We start from the raw sequence: 22,481 nt of genomic DNA on the forward strand, positions 1-22,481 counted from the left end.
CTGTTTGATTGGGTTCGCGTCATTCGCGATGACCCAACCATGCGCCGGGGCGACATATTCCAGAACTTTATTTCTGTTATTTTAGATATTCACATGAGATTATAACTCATGCGCTACGACCTGAACCTACTGCCCGTCTTCATCACCCTGATGGAGGAGCGGAACGTGACCCGCGCGGCGGCGCGCCTAGGCATCACGCAACCGGCGCTGTCGAACGCGCTGGCGCGGCTGCGCCTGGTGATGCGCGACCCGCTGTTCGTGCGCGAACGCTATGGCATCCAGCCGACGCCGGTGGCCCTGGACCTGGCCCCGGCAATCGCGGAGGCGCTGGCCCGGATCGACGACGCCATCCTGGGCCAGCAGGAATTCGACCCGGCGCAGGCGGACCGCCTGCTGACCATCGCGCCCAACAGCTATGTCGAGTTCGCGCTGATGCCCGCCGTCGTCGCCCGGCTACGCGACGTGGCCCCGGGCATCAAGCTGCGCCTGGTCCCCTACGGCAACGACCTGGCCGACACGGGCGTCATCTCCGGCACCACGGCCATGGCGCTGGGACGGCTGGTCGACCCGCCGGACAATTTGATCGTGCAACACCTGATGGATGAAAGCCTGGCCTGCGTGGTGCGGGCGGGTCATCCCGATGTGGGCGACACCCTGACCCGCGACCAGTATGAACGCATGAAGCATGTGAACGTGCTGCCGCCCGGCCGCATGCGGGCCGGCCTGTTCCAGGCCTTGCAGCAGCGGGGATTGCGGCGCGAGGTCGCCGTGTCGGTGACCCATTTCCTGGCAGTGCCGGAGATGATCGCCGTCACGGATTACTGCGCGACGCTACCCAGCCTGATCTGCCGCCGCCTGGCACAGGACCCGCGCCTGCGCATCCTGCCGGCGCCGGTGGACCTGGGCACCTTTCCCATCGACATGGCCTGGCACGTGCGCTACCGCCACGATCCGGCCCACCGTTGGCTGCGCACGCTGATGGTTGAGGTGGCCAAGGAGCTTCAGTCGGCCTGAGCCACCGTGGCCTTCCAGGACAGGTAGGATAGCACGGTCCAGAGGCGCCCGGCATGGTCGTGGCCGCCGGATAGGTGCTGGCGCCACAGGGCAGCCGCCACCGGCGCCTGGATCAGGGCGTCGCCAGTGGCCTGGTTCATCAGGTCCGATCCCCAGTCGCGCAAGGGACCGCGCAGCCAGGCGCCCAACGGGGCGCCGAAGCCGGTCTTGGGCGCAGTGACGACACCCTGCGGAAGACGATCGGCCAGCAGCCGGCGCAGCATCCATTTGCCCCGCCCGTCACGCAGACGCTGGTTCAGCGGCAGGCGCAGGCCCCATTCCACCACGCGTGGGTCCAGCAAGGGGGCCCGCGCCTCCAGGCCGGCGGCCATGCTGGCGCGGTCCACCTTGACCAGCACGCCGTCGGACAGGTAGCGGGCGAGGTCGCGCAGTTGCAGGCGCAATGTCGGGTCCGCCCCCGTCGGCAGGGCGGTAGGGGCGGCCGCCTCCAGCGCCAGGCCGGGGCGCAGGATGGCGTCGGCCTTCATGCCCAGCATGGCGATGTAGGCCTGGTCCTCATCCGCCGCCGCCACGGCGCCCAGGAACTTGCCCACCTTGTCCGACGGCTGGCGCAGATGCGGCCGCAACAGATGGGCCACGCCATCGATCCAGGCGTCGGGCACGGCGGCGTCCAGGCGGGCCAGGCCATGGCGCAGCCAGCCCGGCTTTTGCCGCCAGCGGTCGATGGACCCCGCCCAGAGGTGGCGGGAATAGCCGCCGAAGGCCTCATCCCCGCCATCGCCGGACAGGGCCACCGTCACCTGTTTGCGCGCCAGACGGCACAGCAGGGCCGTGGGAATGGCGGAGATGTCGGCGAAAGGCTCGTCATACATGCCGGCCAGGTGGGGCACCAGGTCCAGCGCGTCGGCCGCACCCACCCGCAGGGTGGTGTGGTCGGTGCCCAGGGCCCGGGCCGTGGCCTCGGCCGCGGCCGACTCGTCGAATTCCGCCTGCTCGAACCCGATGGTGAAGCTGCGGATGGGTGTCGCGCTCTGCCCCTGCATCAGGGCAGCCACCAGGGCGCTGTCGATGCCGCCGGACAGGAAGACGCCCAGCGGCACGTCCGACACCATGCGCCGGCGCACGGCGTCGGTCAGCAGATCGCCCGTCAGGCGCAAGACCTCCGGATCCGCCAGCGTCAGGGGGGCGGCCAGGGCGCGACGGGCGGCATCGGCCACGGACCAGTAGGCCCGCGTCTCGGACCCGCCGTCGGCCGACACGGTCATGCAGGTGCCGGGCGGCAGCTGGCGGATGCCGGTGAAGGCGGTGCGCGGCGCCGGGATGAAGCCGTGGCGGAAATAGTCGGCCAGCGCCGCCTCATCCGGCACGGCGCGATAGCCCAACTCGGCCTTGATGGCCTTGAGTTCGGAGGCGAACAGCAGCACGCCGTTGGCCAGTGACCAGTACAGCGGCTTTTCCCCCAGCCGGTCGCGCACCAGCAACAGCCGGCGCTCCTCCGCCAGCCAGATGGCCAGGCCGAACATGCCGTTGCAGGCGGCCAGCGCGCGGTTGGCACCCCAGCGGGATATGGCCTCCACCAGCACCTCGGTATCGGACTGGCCGCGGAAGACCACGCCCTCGCCCACCAGCTGCTGGCGCAAATCCTGGTAATTGTAAATCTCGCCATTGAAGGCGACGGTGACCCGGCCGTCGACCGAGGTCATGGGCTGGTGGCCCAGGGGCGACAGGTCGATGATGGCCAGGCGGCGGTTGGCCAGGGCCACGCCGGCGGCATCATCCTGCCAGACGCCCCGGTCGTCGGGCCCGCGATGGGCCAAGCGGTCGATCATGACACCGGCCTGGCGTGCCAGCCGGGTGCCGTCCGCCCCCCCGAATACCCAAAGCCCCGCGATGCCGCACATGGTTCCGCCCTGCGATTCCAGGATCCCCCGTGTACGGGGATATCCAGGAATACAGGGCGTTACCGGTCGCCCGCCAGCGAATTGCGCCGCCGGGCGGGTCTTCCTTTAGGCGGCACGCCCCTTACGCGGCGCGCAGGGAGGCGATGGCTTTCGACACGCTGGCGTTCAGCGCCGACGTCTCCGACCCCAACACCTGGGAGGAGGACAGGACCTCATCGCTGGAGCGGTGGGTGCTGTCGGCGATGGCCTGCAATCCTGCCACATTCTCCGCCACCACGGCGGTGCCCTGGGACGCCATCTGGACGTTGCGGGCGATCTCGCGGGTCGCGGCCTCCTGCTGTTCCACGGCGGCGGCGATGGCGGAGGAGATGGTGGTGATCTCGTTCACCGTCTGCTGGATGGCGGCGATGGCGGCGACCGCCTCGCGCGTGGCGCCCTGCATGCTGGTGATCTGGCCGCCGATCTCCTCGGTGGCTTTCGCGGTCTGGGTCGCCAGGCTCTTGACCTCGCTGGCCACGACGGCGAAGCCCTTGCCGGCTTCGCCGGCCCGCGCCGCCTCGATGGTGGCGTTCAGGGCCAAGAGATTGGTCTGGCTGGCGATCTCGCTGATCAGGCGCACGACGGAGCCGATGCGGTCGCCCTGGTTCTGCAGCCGTTCCATCTGCTGGGTGCTTTCCTCCACCCGGACGCGGGCGTTGGTGGCCATGGTGGCCGCACGGGTGACCTGGCCGCTGATCTCCCCGAAGGAGACGGACAGTTCCTCCGCCGCGCTGGCCACGGCCTGCACGTTGCTGTTGGCCTCGGTCACGGCGCGGTCGACCACGCTGGCGCGATCCTGCCCCACCTGGGCCTGGTCGCTGAGGCCGCGGGCGTTGCCGGCCAGTTGCTGCACGGCGGCGTTCAGGCGTTCCACCAGGCTGTGGACGGAGCTTTCCAGGCTGTCGGCGATGCGCAGCGACGCCTGGCGCTTCTCCGCCTCCGCCCGCTTCTCCGCCTCGGCCTGTTCCCGGGCCAGGCGGTCGCGGTCGGCCAAGTTGGCGCGGAAGACGGCCAGCGCGCCGACGATGGCGCCCAGCTCATCCTTGCGGGCCAGCGCCTCGATGTTCACGGCAATGTCGCCGGCGGCCAGGGCCTCGGTCGCGCCGGAGATGCGATCGATCGACCCCTTCAGCATACGAACGATGACGAAGGTGATGGCGGCCACGCCCAGCACCACCGCCAGCACGATGACGGTCGCCAGGGTCTGGGTGGAGGCGGCGTTGGCGTCCATGTCCTTGATGGCGGTGGCGGCGGTGGTCCGCTCATGCGCGGCGGCGGCGTTCAGGCGATCCTGCACGCCCTGCAAGCTGGCGCGCAGCGGTTCCAGGAAGGACACGGCCGACTGGGCGTCGATGCCCAGCATGTCCTTCACGAAGCCCACCGGCTGGCCCAGCTTGTCGATGTCCTGGCCCACGGTGGCCAGCTCCGCCTTGGTCTTGCCGTCGGGCAGGCGGTCCTTGGCGCGTCCCACCGCCTCCTTCGCCTTGCCCATGCGCTGGACCACGCCGTCCAGCAGGGCGACGGAGGCCTTGGCGTCGCCGCCGGCGGTGGCGGCCGCCAGGGCGTAATAGAGATCCTTGGCGGCGCCGTTCAGCTCGCCGGAGGCGCTCAGCAACTCAGCGGTGGCCTCAAAACGGACCTCGCCCACATCCTTGGCGGTGGCGGTGATGCCGCCCACCACCTGGTGCGAGGCGACGGCCATCACCACCAGCGCCACCAGTCCGATGGCGGGGGCCGCGAACAGCTTCAACGCCATGGGAAGATCATCGAACCGCATCACCATTGTCCTTCCACCAATCTTGGCCACCAGTCCCTGGGCCGGGCTTGCGCCCATCGTTCTTGAATTCCCGCCGGCGCGGCTACCCAGGGCGACGGCGGGATGGACGGCCCAACCCAACCGCCCTCCCCGCCCTCCCCGGGGCACCTGCCCCGGGTCCCTACTTCTCGGTAACCATCATCTTGAAGTTCGGGTCGAACTCGACGCCGGCGGCGCTTGCCGCCGCCTTGCTGACGTAGATGGTGACCTTGGGCGTGGTCTCGACCGCGATGACGCAGCCGCCGGCATCGACGCAGGCGACGTCGTTGCCCACGGTGACGGTGCCCTTGGCCAGCGCCTTCTTGCCCTCGGCGGCGGAGGACACGAACACGGCGTAGGCGCCGGGTGCGGCGTCACCGGCCGCGACGAATGCCCCGGGCAGGGCAGCCTGCACCGCCGCCACGGGGGCGGCGCCGGCGGTCACCACCACCTTGGCGCCGGCGGGCGCCTTGGTGGTCAGGAAGCCCAGGGCCTTGGCCGCGATGGTCACCTGCTTGGCGTCCATCTCCGCGGCACCCGCCAGGCCGGACGCCGACAGGGCGGCGGCCAGCAAGGCGGTCTTCAGGATCATGCTGTTCATTGGACTTCCCCCCTTAGAACTTGTACGTGGCCGTACCCCAGACACGCCGTTCGGCCTTGGGCGCCACGGACAGCTGGGTCTGGTCCTGCAGCAGGTTGCTGCCCGCCAGCGTCAGGGAGAAATCGTCGCTGACCTTGTAGGAAATGGCCGCCTGGGCCGTCAGGCCGGGGCTGACGTTGTAAAGTTGATTCCCAGCGTAGGTGATGAAGGCCTGATAGTCGGACCGCCATATCAGGAACAGATCGGTGGTCCACCGGCCGAAGTCATAGCCGACGTTACCCCTTACTGTGTTCTTGGGCGTGGACTTCTGGAAGTTGGCCGTAACCGTGCCGGGGGCGAAGGTAAAGTCATCGGTGGGGTTCAACCAATCCCACGATGCGCTCCACCGCACGGCGCCGATCTTGCCGCGCAGCTCGACCTCGGTGCCCCACTCGGAACTGCGCCCGAGATTGTCACCCAGGAGGATGGTAGGATAGCCGTTGATGACGTGGATGTTCTGGAAGTTGATGGCCTTGAAGTCCTGGGTCTTCTGATACAGGACCGACACCTTGGCCGTGCCGCCGATGGCCGCCACCGCCCGCTGGTATCCCACCTCGTAATTGGTCACGACGGTCGGGTTGAGCCGGGGATTGCCCGTGATCTGCAAGGAACCGGGAACAGGCTGGCTGGACGCGTTGTTGCCCAGTTCGATCAGCGTGGGGGACTGGATGCCCCGACCGGCGGTCAGCGTCACGGTATCGTCCGCCGTCGGCCGCCAGACCACGCCGACATTGTATGAGAAGCTGTCGAAGCTGCGGTCGTAGTCGGCCTGCGTGAACGGCACGGGCGTGACCCCGTCATGGTTCAGCACGGTATGGTCCCACCGTCCGGCAACCGTCAGCGACAGGGTGTCGTCGATCTGCCAATCGTACATGTTGGACAGGGCGAAATCCTGGTAACCCGTGGTGGCGTTATTGACCGGCGTGGAATCGATGCTGTTGTCGCGGTACTCCATCGCCACGCGCGTGGTCAGGGTGGGTGCCAGCTTCACCAGATCCTGCACCTGCACCACGGTGGTGTTGGTGGTGGTGGCGTAGGTGCCAGGCGCGCCGCCGGTGACATAGTGCAGCGTGAAATCCAGATGGTTGTTATAGGCCGTGGCCTCGATCAGGCCCCAATCGGTGTCGGCCTTGACCGTGCCCTTGTAGGAGTGGGTCTGGTAAATGCCCTGGTGCGGTTCCTGCAACGCCCCCACCTCGAACAGGTCGGCACGGGCCCAGGTACCCTCGAAGCCGGCTTGAACGTTGGGTGTGATCTGGGCCAGGCTGTCCAAAGACGCTGTGCGGCGCAGGGACTGGTTGTCCCGCAGATGGCGGACCTGCGTGTCTGAGGATGTCCCGTATTCGTCCATGTTCCAGCCACCGGCGGACAGGCGCACACCGACCTTGTCGCCCAGCTTCACGCTTTTGACGACGCTGACCTCCTTCTGGCCTTGCGTGCCCACCGTCACCTGGGCAGACCCGACACTGTCGTACAGGGGGTTGTAGGTGATGATGTTGACGACGCCGGAGACGGCGTTGAAGCCGAACAGCGCGGCCTGCGGGCCCTTCACCACCTCGATCTGGCGGATTTCCGCCAGTTGCACCGGGATGGCGGACCAAACGGTGACGCCATAGTGGTCCAGGTAGACCTGGCGGCCGTTGACCAGCACCAGCAGGCGCGGATTGTGGCCCTGATTGTAGCCATCCACGCCGACATCGGCGCCACTGACACCCCACGTCTCCACATCCACACCAGCCACCCGGTTCAGGATGTCGGGGATGGTGCGGGCACCCGAGCGGGCGATCTCGTCCGCGCTGATGATGGTCATGGGCGCCGGCGCCTCGCTGGCGCGCTGCGGCTTGCCAGTCGCAGACGTCGTCACCGCCTCGCCGAACAAATCTTCCAGCGACCCGTAGTTCATCGATTGGGCCCGTGCGCCGGTAGTAGCGGTCAAGCCAACGAGGGTTCCCAGAAAGGCCAGCACAAACCGTGACGGTGTGCGAGCCAACTCATTTTTGAAGTTCGTTAAGTTCTTCATTTCATCCCCAACTCGGGCTTTTGGACCAAAACGGATTTATTCGGATAAACTGGTTCACATAGAGGTATTGGCAATATATTCTTTTGGATATGTGATGAATTTATGCCGACAATGTCGAGCGTTTATTAATCGATATTAACCTTTCCGTTATTAAATCAACTTCCATTAATTGAAGTACAAAATTTTATATATTAATTGACTGCCTTATGCGGCCGGTATCATTGGTAGCGCAACCATCGGGATGGCGCTATGCAGCATCAACCCTTCCAGCTATATCCGGTTCTTGGCAGAAAGGCGGGACGCGGCAAGGCCTTGGCAGGGGTATTGCCGTGCAGCAGGCCCCCCCCGCCACTCCGTCCGCGAAGGACACGGCATGCCCAGCGATTTGCCCTCAACCCCGTCAACGGCGTCCCCAATTGGTAAAGACCTGCCCTATCTTGAGGTCGGTACCCCCGCCTACCGCCGGATGACGGCCATCCTGTTCGTGGCGGGATTTTCCACCTTCGCCACGCTCTATTGCGTGCAGCCGCTGCTGCCGGATTTCGTGCGCGCCTACGGCATCAGCCCGCCGGGCGCCAGCCTGTCGCTGTCCGTCACCACGGCGGCGCTGGCCGTGGCCCTGCTGGTGGCCGGCGCCATCTCTGACCGCTCGGGGCGCAAGGGCATCATGGTGGCATCGTTGGCGCTCTCCGGCGGCCTGGGCCTGGCCAGCGCGCTGGCGCCCAGTTGGCCCCTGTTCCTGATGCTGCGGGCCCTGGCCGGTCTGGCGCTGGGCGGACTGCCCGCCGTCGCCATGGCCTATGTGGCGGAAGAGGTGAACCCGAAATCCGCCGGCCTCACCATGGGCCTGTACATCGGCGGCACCGCCATGGGCGGCATGGCCGGCCGCATCCTGACCGTGCTGATCACCGACATTTCCAACTGGCGGGTGGCGGTGGGCCTGGTGGGCGCGGTGGGCATCCTGGCCGCCCTCACCGTGGCCATGGCCCTGCCACCGTCACGCCATTTCCGCCAGCGAGAGGGGGACCTGTGGAGCGGCCTGGCCGCCGCCTGGCGCCTGCACCTGTCGGACAGCGGACTGGTCGCCCTGTTCGCCACCGGCTTCCTGGCCATGGGCGCCTTCGTCACCGTGTTCAACTATGTCGGCTTCCGCCTGCAGGCACCGCCCTTGAGCGCTCCTCCCGCCACGGTGGCCGTGCTGTTCCTGGTTTATGTCTTCGGCATCATCAGTTCGCCCCTGTTCGGCGGGCTGTCCAGCCGCTTCGGCCCCGGGCGGGTGCTGGTGGCGTCGGCCGTGCTGATGCTGGCGGGCCTGGGCATCATGGACATCGCGCGGCTGGACACGCTGGCGCTGGGTCTGGGCCTGTTCACCTTCGCCTTCTTCGGCGTGCATTCGGTGGCATCCGGCTGGATTGGCCTGCGCGCCCGCCAATACCGGGGCCAGGCCTCCGCCCTTTACCTGTTCGCTTATTATATGGGCTCCACCCTCGCCGGGACGGGCGGCGGTTTTTTCTGGCACGGCTGGGAATGGATCGGGATCACCCTGTTCGTGGGCGGGCTGCTGGGGCTGCTGATCCTGAATGCCCTGGGCCTGGCGACCCGGCGCATCCAATAGAACAATTCTGTTGTGTTGTATATCAGATATAACACGTTGACTGGAGTATATATAAACGGTCATACTGCGCTTCACGCGGTAATTCTCGTGAGGATGTCATGGCCGCCAGCCCCGCCCACCCCCCGCCTGATAGCGGTTTCTTCGTGCCGGACGACGTGCCCCCGGCCCTGGCCGACCTGCTGGGGGAGATCGGGCCGCCCCGGTACCGCGACATCCCGCTGGACGCCTTGCGTTCCGGCTATGTGGAAAGCCGCCGCCCCCTGGCGCCGGAGCCGCCGGCCCTGGCCTCGGTCATGGATCAGATCATCGGCGGACCGGCCGGGCCCCTGCGGGTGCGCCTCTATCGCGCCAATTTCGGCTGGCGGCCGGTTCCGGCGCTGCTGTTCCTGCACGGCGGCGGCTGGACCATCGGCAATCTGGAAAGCCATGACACCCTGTGCCGCCAGGTGGCGGCGGCCTCCGGACACACCGTGGTGGCGGTGGACTACCGCCTGGCGCCGGAACATCCCTACCCCGCCGCCCTGGACGACGCCTGGGCCGCCCTGACCTGGCTGGCCGCCAGCGCGGAGCGCCTGGCCATCGACCCGCTGGCCATCGGCGTGGCTGGCGACAGCGCCGGTGGCAACCTGGCCGCCGTGCTGGCGCTGAAGGCGCGGGACGAGGGCGGGCCGCACCTGAAGACCCAGGTGCTGATCTACCCCTGCACGGATCTCAACGCCGACCGCCCGTCCCACCACCGCCGCGCCAACGGCTATCTCATGAGCCGGGAGCAATATCTGTGGTACGTGGATAACTATGTGAACGGCGCCGACCGCGATGATTGGCGCCTGTCGCCCCTTCTGGCCGACAGCCTAGCGGGCTTGCCGCCCGCCGTCATTCTGACCGCCGGCCTGGACGTGTTGCAGGATGAGGGGCGGGAGTATGCCGCCCGCCTGGCCGGCAGCGGCGTGCCCGTGCTGCACACCGTCTATCCCGACATGGTGCACGGCTTCATCACCCTGGGCGGCCGGCTGCCCCAGGCGCAAAGGGCGGTGGCCGACATCGCCAAGGGCCTGGCATCCTTCGACATTTACAATTTCATCGACGGTGCGGGGATTTGATACGCTGCCCCCCAACTGAAGGGGGATGAGAAACCATGGCGACCAAGGGAACACCGGCGGTGCGCGCGGTGGAGGCGGCAGGCGTGGCCTATCGCCTGTTGGAATATGATTACGACCCCAACGCCGCCGCCATCGGCCTGGCCGCGGCGGAGGCGCTGGGCCTGGATCCCGCCCTGGTCTACAAAACCCTGGTCTGCCAGTTGGAGGGGGGGCCGGGGGGTCTGGCCTGCGCCATCATCCCGGCCGGCGCGCGCCTGGATCTGAAGGCGCTGGCGGCGGCGGCCAAGGCCAAGAAGTCGGACCTGGCGCCCCAGGCGGTGGCGGAGCGCAGCAGCGGCTATGTCGTGGGCGGCATCAGTCCCCTGGGCCAGCGGCGTACCCTGCCCACCTTCCTGGACCGGTCGGCGGAAGCATTGGCTGAAATCATTGTGAACGGCGGCCGCCGGGGCCTGCAACTGGCGCTCGCCCCGGCCGATCTGGTCAAGGCCGCCGATGCGCGGTGGGCCGACATCATCGTGCGGTAAGGCGGGGCCGACGGACCCATCCACAGTCGGCCATAGTCATTCGGGCCGCCAAGTAAACCCACCCGCATGAACTTTCCATGTCCCATTGTCAAAGGGGACGGCTGGATCGAACATGAGCCCATCCGGACGGCGCTGGTGACCGTCGTCGGAGGGAGGAACCATGCGCGGAACCAGCCGCCTCGCCCCGGTGCTGCGTGCGGTCGGGATGATTTGTGTCGTGGTTCTGGCCGCCCTGGTCGTCCCGGGGCGCGCCCAGGCCGCCGATGTCGCGCCCGACGGGGAAGCGCCCCTGCGCATCGTCTACCCCCGCTATAGCGATGAGGGGGAGGACACGCGCAGCCTCTATCCCCTGGGACTGCTGCGCCTGGCCCTGGACAAGATGGGCGTGCGTTATGAGCTGCGGCCCAGCGAGAAGGTGATGGGCCATTCCCGCGCCATCGCGGCGCTGCGTGCCGGCGCGGAAGTCAACCTGATCTGGGCGGGCACCACGGCGGAGATGGAGGGGGAGTTGAACCCCATCCGCATGCCGCTGACCCAGGGCCTTCTGGGGCATCGGCTGTTCATCATCCGCAAGGTGGACCAGGACCGGTTCTCGGCCGTCCGCACGCTGGAGGATTTGCGCCAATTGACCGCCGTCCAGGGGATGGGCTGGCCGGACGTGGACATCATGCGCGCCGCCGGCTTGCCGGTGGAGGCCTTGAGGTACGAACTGCTCTATTCGGTGCTGCAACACGGCCGGGTGGATTACCTGCCGCGCAGCGCCTATGAAATCTATGGTGAACTGGCCTCACGCCAGGCCGCGTTCCCCGAGCTGGCGGTGGAGAAGTCCCTGGTCCTGGTGTACCCCTTTGACATGTATTTCTTCACCCGGAAGGAAGACACGGCCCTGGCGCGCGTCGTGGAGCGGGGACTGACGCTGGCCTATCAGGACGGTTCCTTCCTGACTTACTTCAAAAACGCCCCTTATATCCGCCAATTGCTGGCCACCGCGGAGTTGGAGGGGCGGCGGCGCATCGCCATTCCCAACCCGCTACAGTCACCGGAGACGGCGGCCCTGCCCAGCAACTACTGGCTTGTAGGCCAACCGCCCTGACACAACCGCCCTGACAGGCCGGGCATTTGGTCCCCTCACGGCTGGGCAAAGGATGCCAACGCCCCGGCGAGACGGTCCAGCGCGCCCACGTCGGCCGTAAGGCCCAGGCGCAGCCAGCCCTGGCAGCCGGCATGTTCCGGAAAGGGCCGCGTCCACAGGCCGGCATAGGCCAGATGCCGCCAAAGGGCGGCGGCGTCACCGGCATCCACCAGCCGATACAGCGCCGTGCCGCCGATGACGCGCAGGCCACCGGCCCGCAGCACACCGTCCAGCGCATCCGCCGCCGCCGCCAGCCGGCGCCGCGTGGCGGCCTGCCAGTCCAAGTCGGCCAGTGCCGCCGCGCCCACCGCCAGGGCGGGGCCGCTGACGGCCCAGGACCCCAGCGCCAGGCGCGCCGCGTCCAGCAGCGCCGGCGGCGCCAGGACGAAACCCAGGCGAACACCACCCAGGCCGAAGAACTTGCCGAAGGATCGCAGGACGACCAGCCCCGGCGCGCCAGCATGGGGGCACAGGCTGCGGGCGGGATCCAGGTCGGCATAGGCCTCGTCCACCACCAGCCAGCCCCCGCGCGCCGCCAGCCGCGCCGCCCAATCCAACAGCTCATCCCTGTCCCAGGTGCGGCCGTCGGGATTGTTGGGACTGCACAGCACCACCACGTCGGCGGTCCCGACCGCGTCACCCGGTGCCGCCACCGGACGCACGGCATGGCCGGCGGCGGCCCAGGCGCGGGCGTGGTCGCCATAGGTGGGGCCGACGATGGCCACGTCCCCGGTGGCGCGCAGGCGCGGCAGGATCTGGATCAGCAGCTCCGATCCCGCCGCCGCAACCAGGCTGTCCGGCCCCGGCGCGCCATAAGCCATGGCCGCCGCCGCCAGCAGCGCCCCCAGGCCACCGCGTGTGGGTAGGGCCGTCCAGGCGGCGGACGGGATGGCGGGCAAGGGATAGGGCCGGGGGTTGATGCCGGTGCTGAGATCGACCCAGGGGCCGGGCGCGTCGGGAAACAGGGCCGCCGCCTGGGTCAGGTCGCCGCCATGCCAAATTTGGTTCGGACGGATCTGGATTTCGGGCGTCATCATGCTAAACCCCAGACATCATGAGCATCTTCCCCACCCTTTACCCCACCCTGCCCTGGCTGGCCCTGGCCGCGCTGGCGCTGGAGGCCCTGGCGGGCTATCCCGACGCCCTGTATGCCCGCATCCGCCATCCGGTGGTGTGGATCGGCGCCCTGATCGGCCGGCTGGACCGCGCCTGGAACCAGGCGGGGCGGCCGGTGGCGGGACGCAAGGCCGCCGGCATCGCGGCCGAACTGGTGCTGGTGGGCGCGGCGCTGGCCGTGGGGGTCTTGCTGCAGTCCCTGCTGGCGCGCCTGGGCGGCCTTTGGGGAACCCTGGCGACGGGCCTGCTGGCCAGCAGCCTGCTGGCCCAGCGCAGCCTGCACCGCTTCGTCGCCGCCGTGCCGCGCGCCCTGCGCCAGCGCGGGCTGGAGGGCGGGCGGGAAGCCGTGTCCCACATCGTCGGCCGCAACCCGGCCAGCCTGGATGAGGCCGGCGTGGCCCGCGCGGCCATCGAAAGCCTGGCGGAGAATTTCTCCGACGGGGTGGTGGCGCCGGCCTTCTGGCTGGCGGTGGGGGGGCTGCCGGGATTGCTGGCGTACAAGGCCATCAACACCGCCGACAGCATGGTAGGCCACCGCACGCCCCGGCATGAGGCCTACGGCTGGGCGGCGGCCCGGCTGGACGATGTGGTGAACCTGCCGGCCTCGCGCCTGACGGCCCTGCTGCTGATCCTGGCGGCCTGGACGCGCGGGCCCGAGCAGGCCAAAGCCGCGCTTTCCGCCGTGCGCCGCGACGCCGGCCATCACCGCAGCCCCAATGCCGGCTGGCCGGAGGCCGCCATGGCGGGCGCCCTGGGCTTGCGCCTGGCGGGCCCCCGCACCTATGGCGACGTGCGGGTGGACGATCACTGGATGGGCGACGGCAGGCCCGAGGCCACCGCGGCCGACATCGATGCCGGTCTCAGCCTCTACCGCCGCAGCCTGGCCCTGCTGTGGGGCCTGGCGCTGTTCGCCGCCTGGATAAATTAGGACGCGATCGGAGCGCAGCGACAAGGATGCGCCCCCTTTTCTACACTGCACAGGGGCCGCCGCAGGTTTCCGGGGAGCATCAGCGGACTGGAAACCGAGGATAAGCCAAGCCGCCGGATGGCGGCGCCCGGCGCCTGAGGGAATATTCATCGCTGGAACAGCACCTCGGACAGCGGATGCCGCTGTTCCCAGTGGGCGCGTTCCAGTTCGGGCACATCGTCCGGTTCGGCGGGATAGCCGATGCAGAGATAGCCCACCAGGCGCCACTCGGCCGGCACCGCCAGCAGGCCGTTCATCACCTCCGGCCGCAGGATGGAAACCCAGCCCAGGCCGATCCCCTCCGCCCGCGCCGCCAGCCACAGGGTCTGAATGGCCGCCACGGCGGAATAGGCCAGGGTCTCCGGCATGGTGCGGCGGCCCAGGCCGGCGCCCTGCGCCGGGTCGGGATCGACGAACACCGCCAGGTGGCAGGGCGCCTCGCGCAAGCCGGCCAGCTTCAGGCTGGCATAGAGGCGGGCGCGGTCCGGCCCCTGGACCGCCAGCGCCGCGGCGTTGCAGCGCTCGAACTCCACCCGCACGGCGTCGCGGCGGGCGGGATCGTCCACGCGGACGAAACGCCAAGGCTGGCTGAGGCCCACGGACGGCGCCAGGCAGGCCAGGTCCAGCAGGCGTTCCAGCAGGCCGTCCGGCAGGGGGTCGGTACGGAAGCGCCGCACATCGCGCCGCCAGACCAGCAGGTCGCGGAAATGGGACCGGAAGTCGGCGTCGAAGTCGGGGCACGGCTTGTCGGAAGCGGTCATCGGCTGATGGCCCATAGCGCGTCGAGATCCAGGTGGCGTTCGGCGGCGATGGCCAGCTCATCCAGCGCCGCCTCCACCGTGCCGTCATAACTATCGAGGCCGGGGGCCACGTTCCATCGCCGCAGCCAGGCCGCCCGCTGGGCGTCATGGCCGAACAGGCCGTGGACATAGGTGCCGGCGATGCGGCCATCCGGGCTGACCGCCCCTTCCGCCACCCTGCCGCCGCCCTCGGCGTCCAGATGCAGCAGGGGCCGGGCGCGGTCCGGCCCCTGGGTCACGCCCAGGTGCATTTCATAGCCCGTGAGGGCCGACCCGCTGGCGGCGTCACGGCCCGTCACCGCCCGCAGGGTCTTGGCCGGGGCCAGCACGGTTTCGACGTCCAGGTAGCCCAGGCCGGCGGCGGTGCCGGGCGGCCCCTCGATGCCGTCGGGGTCGGCCACCGTCCGGCCCAGCATCTGATAGCCGCCGCACAGGCCCAGCACCCAGCCTCCCCGGCGCACGTGGCCCGCCAGGTCGATGTCCCAACCCTGCGCCCGGAAGAAGGCGAGATCGGCCAGGGTAGCCTTGGATCCCGGCAGGATGACGCCGTGGGCGTCGCCCGGCAGGGGCCGGCCGGGGGGCACCATCGTCACCGTGACGCCCGGCTCCAGCCGCAGGGGGTCGAGGTCGTCGAAATTGGCGATGCGCGACAGCATGGGCACGGCGACGCGCAAGGGCCCGCCGGAGGCGCGTTTCGCCCAGTGGGCCAAGTCCATGCCGTCCTCGGCCGGCAGGCGGGCCGCCGCCGGCTGGTGCGGCATGACGCCGAAGCAGGGCCAGCGGGTGCGGGCCTCGATCTCCGTCACGCCCTTTTCGAACAGGCGGATGTCGCCGCGGAACTTGTTGATGAGGAAGCCGCGGATCTGGGCACAATCCTCCACGTCCAGCACGCGATGGGTACCCACCAGGCTGGCGATGACGCCGCCCCGGTCGATGTCGCCGGCCAATACCACCGGTATGCCGGCCGCGCGGGCGAAGCCCATGTTGGCGATGTCGCCGGCGCGCAGGTTGGTTTCCGCCGGGCTGCCCGCCCCCTCAACCACCACCAGGTCGCACTCCCCCCGCAGGCGGTGGAAGCTTTCCAGCACGGCGGGCAGCAGTTCCCCCTTGCGGCGCTGGTAGGCCGAGGCCTCGGCATTGCCCAGCACGCGGCCGCGCAGCACCAGTTGCGCGCCCACGTCCGTCTGTGGCTTCAGCAGCACCGGGTTCATATCCACCGAGGGCGCGACACCGCAGGCGCGGGCCTGCAGCGCCTGGGCGCGGCCGATCTCCCCCCCATCCGGCGTCACGGCGGCGTTGTTGGACATGTTCTGCGGCTTGAACGGGCGCACCCGCAGGCCGCGCCGCGTGTAGGCCCGGGCCAGGGCAGCCACCAGCAGCGACTTGCCCACGTCCGAACCGGTGCCCTGGATCATCAGGGCGCGGGCGCCCCCGGCGGTGCGGTCGGCCATCAGAAGTCGATCCCGCGCTGCGCCTTGATGCCGGCCTGGAAGGGATGCTTCACCGCCTGGAACTCCGTCACCAGGTCGGCGGCCTCGATGATCTCGGGCTTGGCGTTGCGGCCGGTGACCAGGACATGGGTGTCGGGCAGACGGGCGTTCAGCCCGGCCAGCACCTCGGCCACATCCAGATAGCCGTAGCGCAGCACGATGTTGATCTCGTCCAGCACCACCAGGTGGTACTGCGGGTCGGCCAGCATGCGCCGGCCCAACTCCCACGCGCGCACCGCGGCGGCGATGTCCCGCTCCTTGTCCTGGGTGTTCCAGGTGAAGCCCTCACCCATCACGTGATGGTCGATCAGGTCGGAAAAGCGCGTCAGCGCCGTCTGCTCCCCCGTTGCCCAGTTGCCCTTCACGAACTGGATGAATCCCACCCGCAGGCCGTAGCCGGCGGTGCGCAGCATCATGCCCAGCGCCGCCGTGGTCTTGCCCTTGCCGGGGCCCGTGTGGACCATCAGCAGGCCTTTCTCCCCCGTCGCCTGGGCCACGCGCGCGTCCTGCACGGCCTTGCGCTTCTGCATCTTCTCGCGATGGCGGGCGGCTTCGTCGTCCGGGGACTCAAGATCGGTCATGGCAACCTCCTTCCGCTCTTATTTCACTTTCAGGGGCAGGCCCGCCACCGTCAGGAACACCTGCGATGCCATGGCCGCCAGGCGCTGGTGCAGGCGGCCGGCATGGTCGCGGAAGGCGCGGGCCAGCGCGTTCTCCGGCACGATGCCCATGCCCACCTCATTCCCCACCAGGACGGTAGCGCCCGCGCGGGCGGCCAGCGCCGCCTCCAGCGCGGCGACGGCGGCGGCCACGTCCCGGTCGGCCAGCATGACGTTGGTCAGCCATAGCGTCAGGCAATCGACCAGGACCGGCCCATCGCCGCCGCCGGCCAGCGCGCCGGCAAGGTCCAGCGGCGCCTCCACCGTCGTCCAGCCGGGCAGGCGGTCGGCCCGGTGGCGGCCGATGCGGTCGTGCATCTCGTCATCCCAGGCCTGGGCGGTGGCGATATAGGTCCAGGGACCGGGCAGGGCCGTCACCAGCCCTTCGGCGAAACGGCTTTTGCCGGAGCGGGCGCCACCCAGGACCAGGGTGACGCCGGGGACGGCCGTGTGCTCATGCGTCATCAGTCAGTTCCATCCCACCCGATCTCACGTGCCGGTGGTACCAGAGGCCAAGACCAGCCGGAAGGAGGGGATAGTTTATCGACGAGACCGAGCGGCCGCAGGGCCCTCTGGGGCCCGCTGCGCCGCTGACCGGCTCCGCCGGGACACCCCGCCCCCGCGACCACGCGCAATGCCGCCGGCGGCAGGTCTCCTGGCTCACGGGTCAGGGCGCCGGCCCGGCCTTCCCAGGTCCGTTGGGAACCCAGTGGCCATTCCCCGCGCGGCGGGGTGGGCGGCGCTCACCGTTCACAGTTGCGGGGGCAGCCATGGAGTCGGATGCCGGGCACCCCCACCACGTTCCCTTTTCATCCACAGGCGGGCCTGTGGAACCGTCGGCGACGGCAGCCTTACGGCAATCGCCCATGCCGGGCAAGGGCGGCGTCGCGACATTTTATCGCAAATATGCAACGGCCAAGCCTTAGCGCTTGACCTTGAGCGCAAAGGTGGTAGGCATAGACCATAGAGCATATTACCTATGATATAGGTCATACCGCAACATGGTCCGCCCACCACTTCCCTCTCTGGCCCGCCCGCTGGTGTTCGGCCTGGCCTTCTGGGCGATCGCCTTGGTGGCGATCGAGGCGCAGGTGATTAGTGGACGGTTCGTTTCTGAATTCCACATTTATGCCGAGGCCACCTGGGCCTGGTGGCGGGGTGCGGAGATTTACGAGGACGGCATCAACGGTTTCCTCTACCTGCCGTCCAGCGCCGTGCTGTTCACCCCCTGGGCCTATCTCCCACCCCTGCTGGGGGATGCCCTGTGGCGCCTGAGCCTGCTGGCGGTGTGCTGGTGGGGCGTAGCCCGGCTGTGCCGCCTGCTGGCGCCGGCGGACTGCCCGGGGGCGGGTTGGCAACGGCTGTTCGGTGTCGCCCTGCTGGCGGCGCTGCCTATTGGCGTGGTGGATCTGCGCGGCGCCCAGACGGAATTCCTGATGCTGGGCCTGATGCTGGCCGGCCTGGCCGACGTGGCGGAAGGCCGGTGGCGCCGCGCCGCCTTCCTGCTGGTGCTGGCTGGCGCGTTCAAGCCCCAGGCCCTGGCCCTGGTCATGCTGGCCTTCGCCCTGTGGCCCCGCCTGCGCCTGTCGCTGGCGCTATGGCTGGCGGCGGCCCTGGCCCTGCCCCTGGCGCATTGGGACCCCGGCTACGCCCTGGGGGAATACGGCCAGCTGGTGCGCAAGACCATGAGCAGCGCCAACCCCGGCGGCGGCGTCTGGCACGATTTCGCCAATGGCCTGGCCACGCTGGGCCTGCCGCTGGACCTGATGGCGCAGACCGTCATCCGCGCCCTGGCCGGCATCGCCGTGCTGATCCTGGCACGCGGCGCCGTCAGCCGCCTGGCGCCGCCCAAGGCCGCCGCCGCCGTGGCGGCGTTGATGGTGACCTATCTGCTGCTGTTCAACCCGCGTACGGTCCTTGGCCATTTCGGCGACATGGCGCTGGTCGCCGGTGCCCTGGCGGGTTGGGAGTTCCACGTCCGCCGCAACCGCGCGCTGGGCTGGTTACTGGTGCTGCTGTGCTTCGCGCTGACCACCCATGTCTGGACGCGGGGCCTGCACGTCGCCACCGCCACGTGGTTCAAGCCGTTGCTGGCGTGCGGTTTCGGCCTGTACGTGGTGGTTCGCTGGGCGCCTTCCCGGCCCGACGCTGGCCGCCAGGACGCCACCCAGGATACGCATGGGGAGAGCTTGGCAATCCAAGGCTAGCCGCCTTTACATTCCCCTTTGCCGACGGGCGCAGTGACGCAGGCCACAGTTTTGCGCTTTGGCGGCGATTGGTCGCGGCATGCCTAAATTCGAACCGTTGCGTATCGAAGTTAGTTCCCCTTAACCGTCAAGCGCGTTAATTATTTTGGGCTGTGCCGGGCGGGGGGCGACCCCGGCCCCTGGGCGTAGCGTTGCATTTTTCCGCATCGCATTGCCGGAGCCCCGCCCCCATGTGGATCGTCGCCTACGCCCTGAGGCGCCCCTATAGTTTCGCCGTGCTGGCCGGCCTGATCACGCTGCTGGGCGTGCTGAGCCTGTTCCGGATGCCCACGGACATCTTTCCCGAGGTGGAGATCCCCACGGTCACCGTGGTGTGGAGCTATTCGGGCCTGGACGCGCAAGAGATGACGGGCAAGATCACCGCCTTCGGTGAGCTGGCCATCATCAACACCGCCGACAACGTGGCGGAAGTGGAATCCGAGACGTCCAACGGCGTGGGCATCATCCGCACCACCTTCCAGCCGGGCGTGAACATCGACCTGGCCATCTCGCAGATCTCCGCCATCTGCCAGACCATCCTGAAGCGCATGCCCACGGGCACGCAGCCGCCGCTGATCGTGCAGTACAGCCGGTCCTCCGTGCCCATCCTGCAGCTGGCGCTGTCGTCCGACACCATGTCCGAGGCGCAGCTGTACGACTACGGCCGCATCACCATCCGGTCGCAGATCAGCGACATCCCCGGCATGCGCCTGCCCCTGCCCTACGGCGGCAACGCGCGCCAGATCATGGTCGACATCGACCCGGACAAGCTGCGCAGCTACGGCCTGACCCCCAACGACGTCAACAAGGCCATCACCGCCCAGAACCTGAACCTGCCGTCCGGCACCGCCAAGATCGGCGACACCGAATACCAGGTGGGCCTGAACAGCTCGCCCATCGCCGTCGACACCTTCAACGACATCCCCCTGCGCGACGTGAACGGCCGCACCGTGTTCATGCGCGACGTGGCCAACGTCCGCGACGGCGCCGCCGTGCAGACCAACGTGGTGCACGCCGACGGCCAGCCCGCCGTGCTGCTGACCATCATGAAACTGGGCGGCGCCAGCACCCTGGCGGTGGTGGACGAGGTCATGCGCCGCCTGCCGGACATCCGCAAGGCGGCGCCCGAAGGCATGCGCATCCAGCCGCTGTTCGACCAGACCACTTTCATCAAGCACGCCATGGAAGGCATCCAGCACGAGGGCCTGATCGTCGGCGCGCTGGTGGCCATCCTGATTCTGCTGTTCCTGGGTGGTTGGCGCAGCACGGCCATCGTGCTGACCTCCATCCCGCTGTCCATCCTGACGGCCGTGACCGTGCTGTCCATGGCCGGCCACACCCTGAACGTGATGACCCTGGGCGGCCTGGCGCTGGCCATCGGCATCCTGGTGGACGACGGCACCGTGGCCATCGAGAACATCCACCGCCACATCGGCATGGGCAAGCCGCTGCGCCAGGCCATCCTGGAAGGCTCGGACGAGGTGGCCTTCCCGGCCCTGGTCTCGACGCTGTGCATCTGCATCGTGTTCGTGCCCATCTTCTTCCTGCACGGCATCGCCAAGTACCTGTTCTCGCCCCTGGCGCTGGCCGTCATCTCCTCCATGCTGATGAGCTATGTGCTGTCGCGTACCCTGGTGCCGGCCATGGCCGCCTGGCTGCTGCCGGCGGAATTGCGCGGTCACGGCCATGGCGAGGAGGGTCATTCCGGCCATGTGGCGCCCCCGACCGGCGTGGCCGGCGCCTGGGCGCGCTTCCATGCCGGGTTCGAGCGCGGCTTCGAGGGCCTGCGCCAGCGGTACCTGAGGGTGCTGGGCGGCGGCCTGTCGCGGCCTTGGATGGTAACCGGTTTCGCCGTGGTGCTGCTGGTCTGCGCCGCCGCCACCATCCCCTTCGTCGGCACCAACTTCTTCCCCGAGGTCGACGCCGGCCAGTTCCGCCTGCACGTCCGCACCCCCGCCGGCACCCGGCTGGAGGAGGCGTCGCGGCAGTTCGGCGCCATCGAGCGGTCCATCCGCAAGATCATCCCGCCGGAGGAACTGGGCCTGATCATCGACAACATCGGCCTGCCCGATCCGGTGAACCTGGGCCTGACCGACAGCGTCACCGTCAGCTCCGCCGACGGTGAAATCCTGGGCGCCCTGACCGAGAAGCGGTCGCGGCCCACCCATGAGTATGTCGAGCAGATCCGCGCCATGGTGGCCAAGGATTACCCGGGCGTTGAGATCTTCCAGAAGCCCGGCGACATCACCAGCCAGATCCTGAACGGCGCCGTGCCCACCCCCATCGACATCCGCATCATCGGCACGGCCCGCGGGCCCAACGCCCTGATCGCGGAAGACCTGCGCCAGCGCCTCAAGAACATCCCCGGCCTGGTGGACGTCACGCTGCGCCAGGTGACGGCCACGCCGGCCTACCGCATCGAGGTGGACCGGGCCCGCGCCGCCGAGCTGGGCCTGACCCAGAACGACGTGGCGCAGGAGGTGCTGGTGTCGCTGGCGTCCTCGGGCGTGGTCAATCCCAGCTACTGGATGGACGTCAACTCGCTGGTCATCTACCCGGTCGTGGTGCAGTCGCCGCAGCGCCTGATGGCCTCGGCCGAGGATCTGCTGAACACGCCCATCCATTCCACCCGGGTGACCACGCCGGTGCTGCTGCGCAACGTCGCCAAGCTGGTGCCCACCAAGGTGGCCGCGGACATCAGCCGCACCTCCTTCGCCCCGCGCTACGACGTCATCGCCAACGTCTCGGGCCGTGACCTGGGGGCCGCCGGCCGCGACATCAAGGCCGCCATCGACGCCGTGCGGCCGCAGCTGAAGCCCGGCAACCGCATCGAGATGGGCGGCCAGATCAAGACCATGGAACAGGCCTACGGCGACATCGCCGCCGGCATGGCCCTGGCCGTGGTCTTCGTCTACATGCTGATGGTGGTGAACTTCCAGTCTTGGCTGGACCCGCTGATCGTGCTGGGGGCCACCCCGGCGGCCATTCTGGGCGGCGCCGTCATGCTGCTGCTGACCGGCACCACCTTCAGCGAACCGGCCCTGATGGGTATGATCATGGTCATCGGTGTCGCCACCGCCAACAGCGTACTGATGGTGTCCTTCGCCAACCAGCGGCGCGAACAGGGCCTGACCCCCCTGGACGCCATGGCGGAGGCCGGCGGCGCCCGCCTGCGCCCCGTCATGATGACGGCGCTGGCCATGGTGCTGGGCATGATCCCCATGGCCCTGGCGCTGAGCGAGGGTGGCGAGCAGAACGCCCCCCTGGCCCGCGCGGTGATGGGCGGCCTGCTGTTCTCGACGCCCATGACCCTGCTGGCGGTTCCAGCCTTGTATGTCCTGCTGCACCGCCGGCGCCATGCCGTGCTTGCCACCACCGTTCCCGCCGGCTCGGCCGCCGAGTGATTTTAGGAGTCTGATGATC

The 22,481-nt window shown here is 68.9% G+C and carries 17 protein-coding genes and 1 riboswitch; of the genes, 8 read left to right on the forward strand and 9 right to left on the reverse strand.

What is annotated here, in order from left to right:
• The first annotated feature begins 108 nt into the window (after positions 1–108).
• Positions 109–1,014: a LysR family transcriptional regulator gene (locus FBZ89_RS00630; protein ID WP_145748104.1), complete on the forward strand. Its 906-nt coding sequence runs from the start codon at positions 109–111 to the stop codon at positions 1,012–1,014.
• Here the strand turns inward: FBZ89_RS00630 and asnB are convergent.
• The 4 genes from asnB to FBZ89_RS00650 all read right to left on the reverse strand — a co-directional run bounded on the left by asnB (position 1,002) and on the right by FBZ89_RS00650 (position 7,325).
• The gene (gene asnB / locus FBZ89_RS00635) at positions 1,002–2,915 is read right to left on the reverse strand and encodes an asparagine synthase (glutamine-hydrolyzing) (protein WP_145748105.1); all 1,914 of its coding nucleotides are present in this window, start codon (positions 2,913–2,915) and stop codon (positions 1,002–1,004) included. The genes FBZ89_RS00630 and asnB overlap by 13 nt on opposite strands.
• Positions 2,916–3,036: 121 nt before the next feature.
• Positions 3,037–4,731 carry a methyl-accepting chemotaxis protein gene (locus FBZ89_RS00640; protein WP_145748106.1) on the reverse strand — a complete coding sequence of 565 codons (1,695 nt, stop codon included), beginning with the start codon at positions 4,729–4,731 and terminating at the stop codon, positions 3,037–3,039.
• 160 nt (positions 4,732–4,891) lie between these two features.
• Positions 4,892–5,350 carry a hypothetical protein gene (locus tag FBZ89_RS00645; protein ID WP_145748107.1) on the reverse strand — a complete coding sequence of 153 codons (459 nt, stop codon included), beginning with the start codon at positions 5,348–5,350 and terminating at the stop codon, positions 4,892–4,894.
• Between the two features lie 13 nt (positions 5,351–5,363).
• Positions 5,364–7,325, reverse strand: a complete 1,962-nt coding sequence (locus FBZ89_RS00650) for a TonB-dependent receptor plug domain-containing protein (protein ID WP_246171965.1) — start codon at positions 7,323–7,325, stop codon at positions 5,364–5,366.
• 457 nt (positions 7,326–7,782) lie between these two features.
• On the opposite strand from FBZ89_RS00650, the gene FBZ89_RS00655 reads away from it, so the two are divergent.
• The 4 genes from FBZ89_RS00655 (at position 7,783) to FBZ89_RS00670 (ending at position 11,741) form a co-directional block, all read left to right on the forward strand.
• Positions 7,783–9,024 carry an MFS transporter gene (locus FBZ89_RS00655; RefSeq protein ID WP_145748109.1) on the forward strand — a complete coding sequence of 414 codons (1,242 nt, stop codon included), beginning with the start codon at positions 7,783–7,785 and terminating at the stop codon, positions 9,022–9,024.
• Positions 9,025–9,122: 98 nt separating this feature from the next.
• The gene (locus FBZ89_RS00660; protein ID WP_145748110.1) at positions 9,123–10,124 is read left to right on the forward strand and encodes an alpha/beta hydrolase; all 1,002 of its coding nucleotides are present in this window, start codon (positions 9,123–9,125) and stop codon (positions 10,122–10,124) included.
• A 35-nt stretch (positions 10,125–10,159) separates the two neighbouring features.
• Positions 10,160–10,648 (forward strand): Cys-tRNA(Pro) deacylase, encoded by a 489-nt coding sequence (gene ybaK / locus FBZ89_RS00665; protein ID WP_145748111.1) that lies wholly within the window; start codon positions 10,160–10,162, stop codon positions 10,646–10,648.
• A gap of 160 nt (positions 10,649–10,808) precedes the next feature.
• Positions 10,809–11,741, forward strand: coding sequence for a type 2 periplasmic-binding domain-containing protein (locus FBZ89_RS00670; protein ID WP_145748112.1), 933 nt, complete (start codon positions 10,809–10,811; stop codon positions 11,739–11,741).
• A gap of 35 nt (positions 11,742–11,776) precedes the next feature.
• Here the strand turns inward: FBZ89_RS00670 and cobD are convergent, their stop codons facing one another.
• Positions 11,777–12,817, reverse strand: a complete 1,041-nt coding sequence (cobD, locus tag FBZ89_RS00675; protein WP_145748113.1) for a threonine-phosphate decarboxylase CobD — start codon at positions 12,815–12,817, stop codon at positions 11,777–11,779.
• Positions 12,818–12,834: 17 nt separating this feature from the next.
• On the opposite strand from cobD, the gene cbiB reads away from it, so the two are divergent.
• Complete coding sequence (gene cbiB / locus FBZ89_RS00680; RefSeq protein ID WP_145748114.1) at positions 12,835–13,824, forward strand: adenosylcobinamide-phosphate synthase CbiB; 990 nt, start codon at positions 12,835–12,837, stop codon at positions 13,822–13,824.
• Positions 13,825–13,970: 146 nt separating this feature from the next.
• Here the strand turns inward: cbiB and bluB are convergent, their stop codons facing one another.
• From bluB to cobU, 4 genes are read right to left on the reverse strand one after another with little or no spacing between them, the layout of a single operon-like run.
• Complete coding sequence (bluB, locus tag FBZ89_RS00685; protein WP_145748115.1) at positions 13,971–14,624, reverse strand: 5,6-dimethylbenzimidazole synthase; 654 nt, start codon at positions 14,622–14,624, stop codon at positions 13,971–13,973.
• Positions 14,621–16,114, reverse strand: a complete 1,494-nt coding sequence (locus FBZ89_RS00690; protein ID WP_145748116.1) for a cobyric acid synthase — start codon at positions 16,112–16,114, stop codon at positions 14,621–14,623. The genes bluB and FBZ89_RS00690 overlap by 4 nt, the downstream gene beginning before the upstream one ends.
• Positions 16,114–16,734, reverse strand: a complete 621-nt coding sequence (gene cobO / locus FBZ89_RS00695; protein ID WP_145748117.1) for a cob(I)yrinic acid a,c-diamide adenosyltransferase — start codon at positions 16,732–16,734, stop codon at positions 16,114–16,116. The genes FBZ89_RS00690 and cobO overlap by 1 nt, the downstream gene beginning before the upstream one ends.
• Positions 16,735–16,752: 18 nt before the next feature.
• Positions 16,753–17,277 carry a bifunctional adenosylcobinamide kinase/adenosylcobinamide-phosphate guanylyltransferase gene (gene cobU / locus FBZ89_RS00700; protein ID WP_145748118.1) on the reverse strand — a complete coding sequence of 175 codons (525 nt, stop codon included), beginning with the start codon at positions 17,275–17,277 and terminating at the stop codon, positions 16,753–16,755.
• 163 nt (positions 17,278–17,440) lie between these two features.
• A riboswitch (cobalamin riboswitch) is annotated at positions 17,441–17,665 on the reverse strand.
• Between the two features lie 148 nt (positions 17,666–17,813).
• Between cobU and FBZ89_RS00705 the strand changes: the two genes are divergently transcribed.
• Positions 17,814–19,019, forward strand: coding sequence for a glycosyltransferase 87 family protein (locus FBZ89_RS00705; RefSeq protein ID WP_145748119.1), 1,206 nt, complete (start codon positions 17,814–17,816; stop codon positions 19,017–19,019).
• Positions 19,020–19,249: 230 nt separating this feature from the next.
• Positions 19,250–22,462 carry an efflux RND transporter permease subunit gene (locus tag FBZ89_RS00710; RefSeq protein WP_145748120.1) on the forward strand — a complete coding sequence of 1,071 codons (3,213 nt, stop codon included), beginning with the start codon at positions 19,250–19,252 and terminating at the stop codon, positions 22,460–22,462.
• The last annotated feature ends 19 nt before the right edge of the window (positions 22,463–22,481 follow it).

The sequence above is a fragment of the Nitrospirillum amazonense genome, assembly GCF_007828045.1.
In the GTDB taxonomy this organism is placed as follows: domain Bacteria; phylum Pseudomonadota; class Alphaproteobacteria; order Azospirillales; family Azospirillaceae; genus Nitrospirillum; species Nitrospirillum amazonense_C.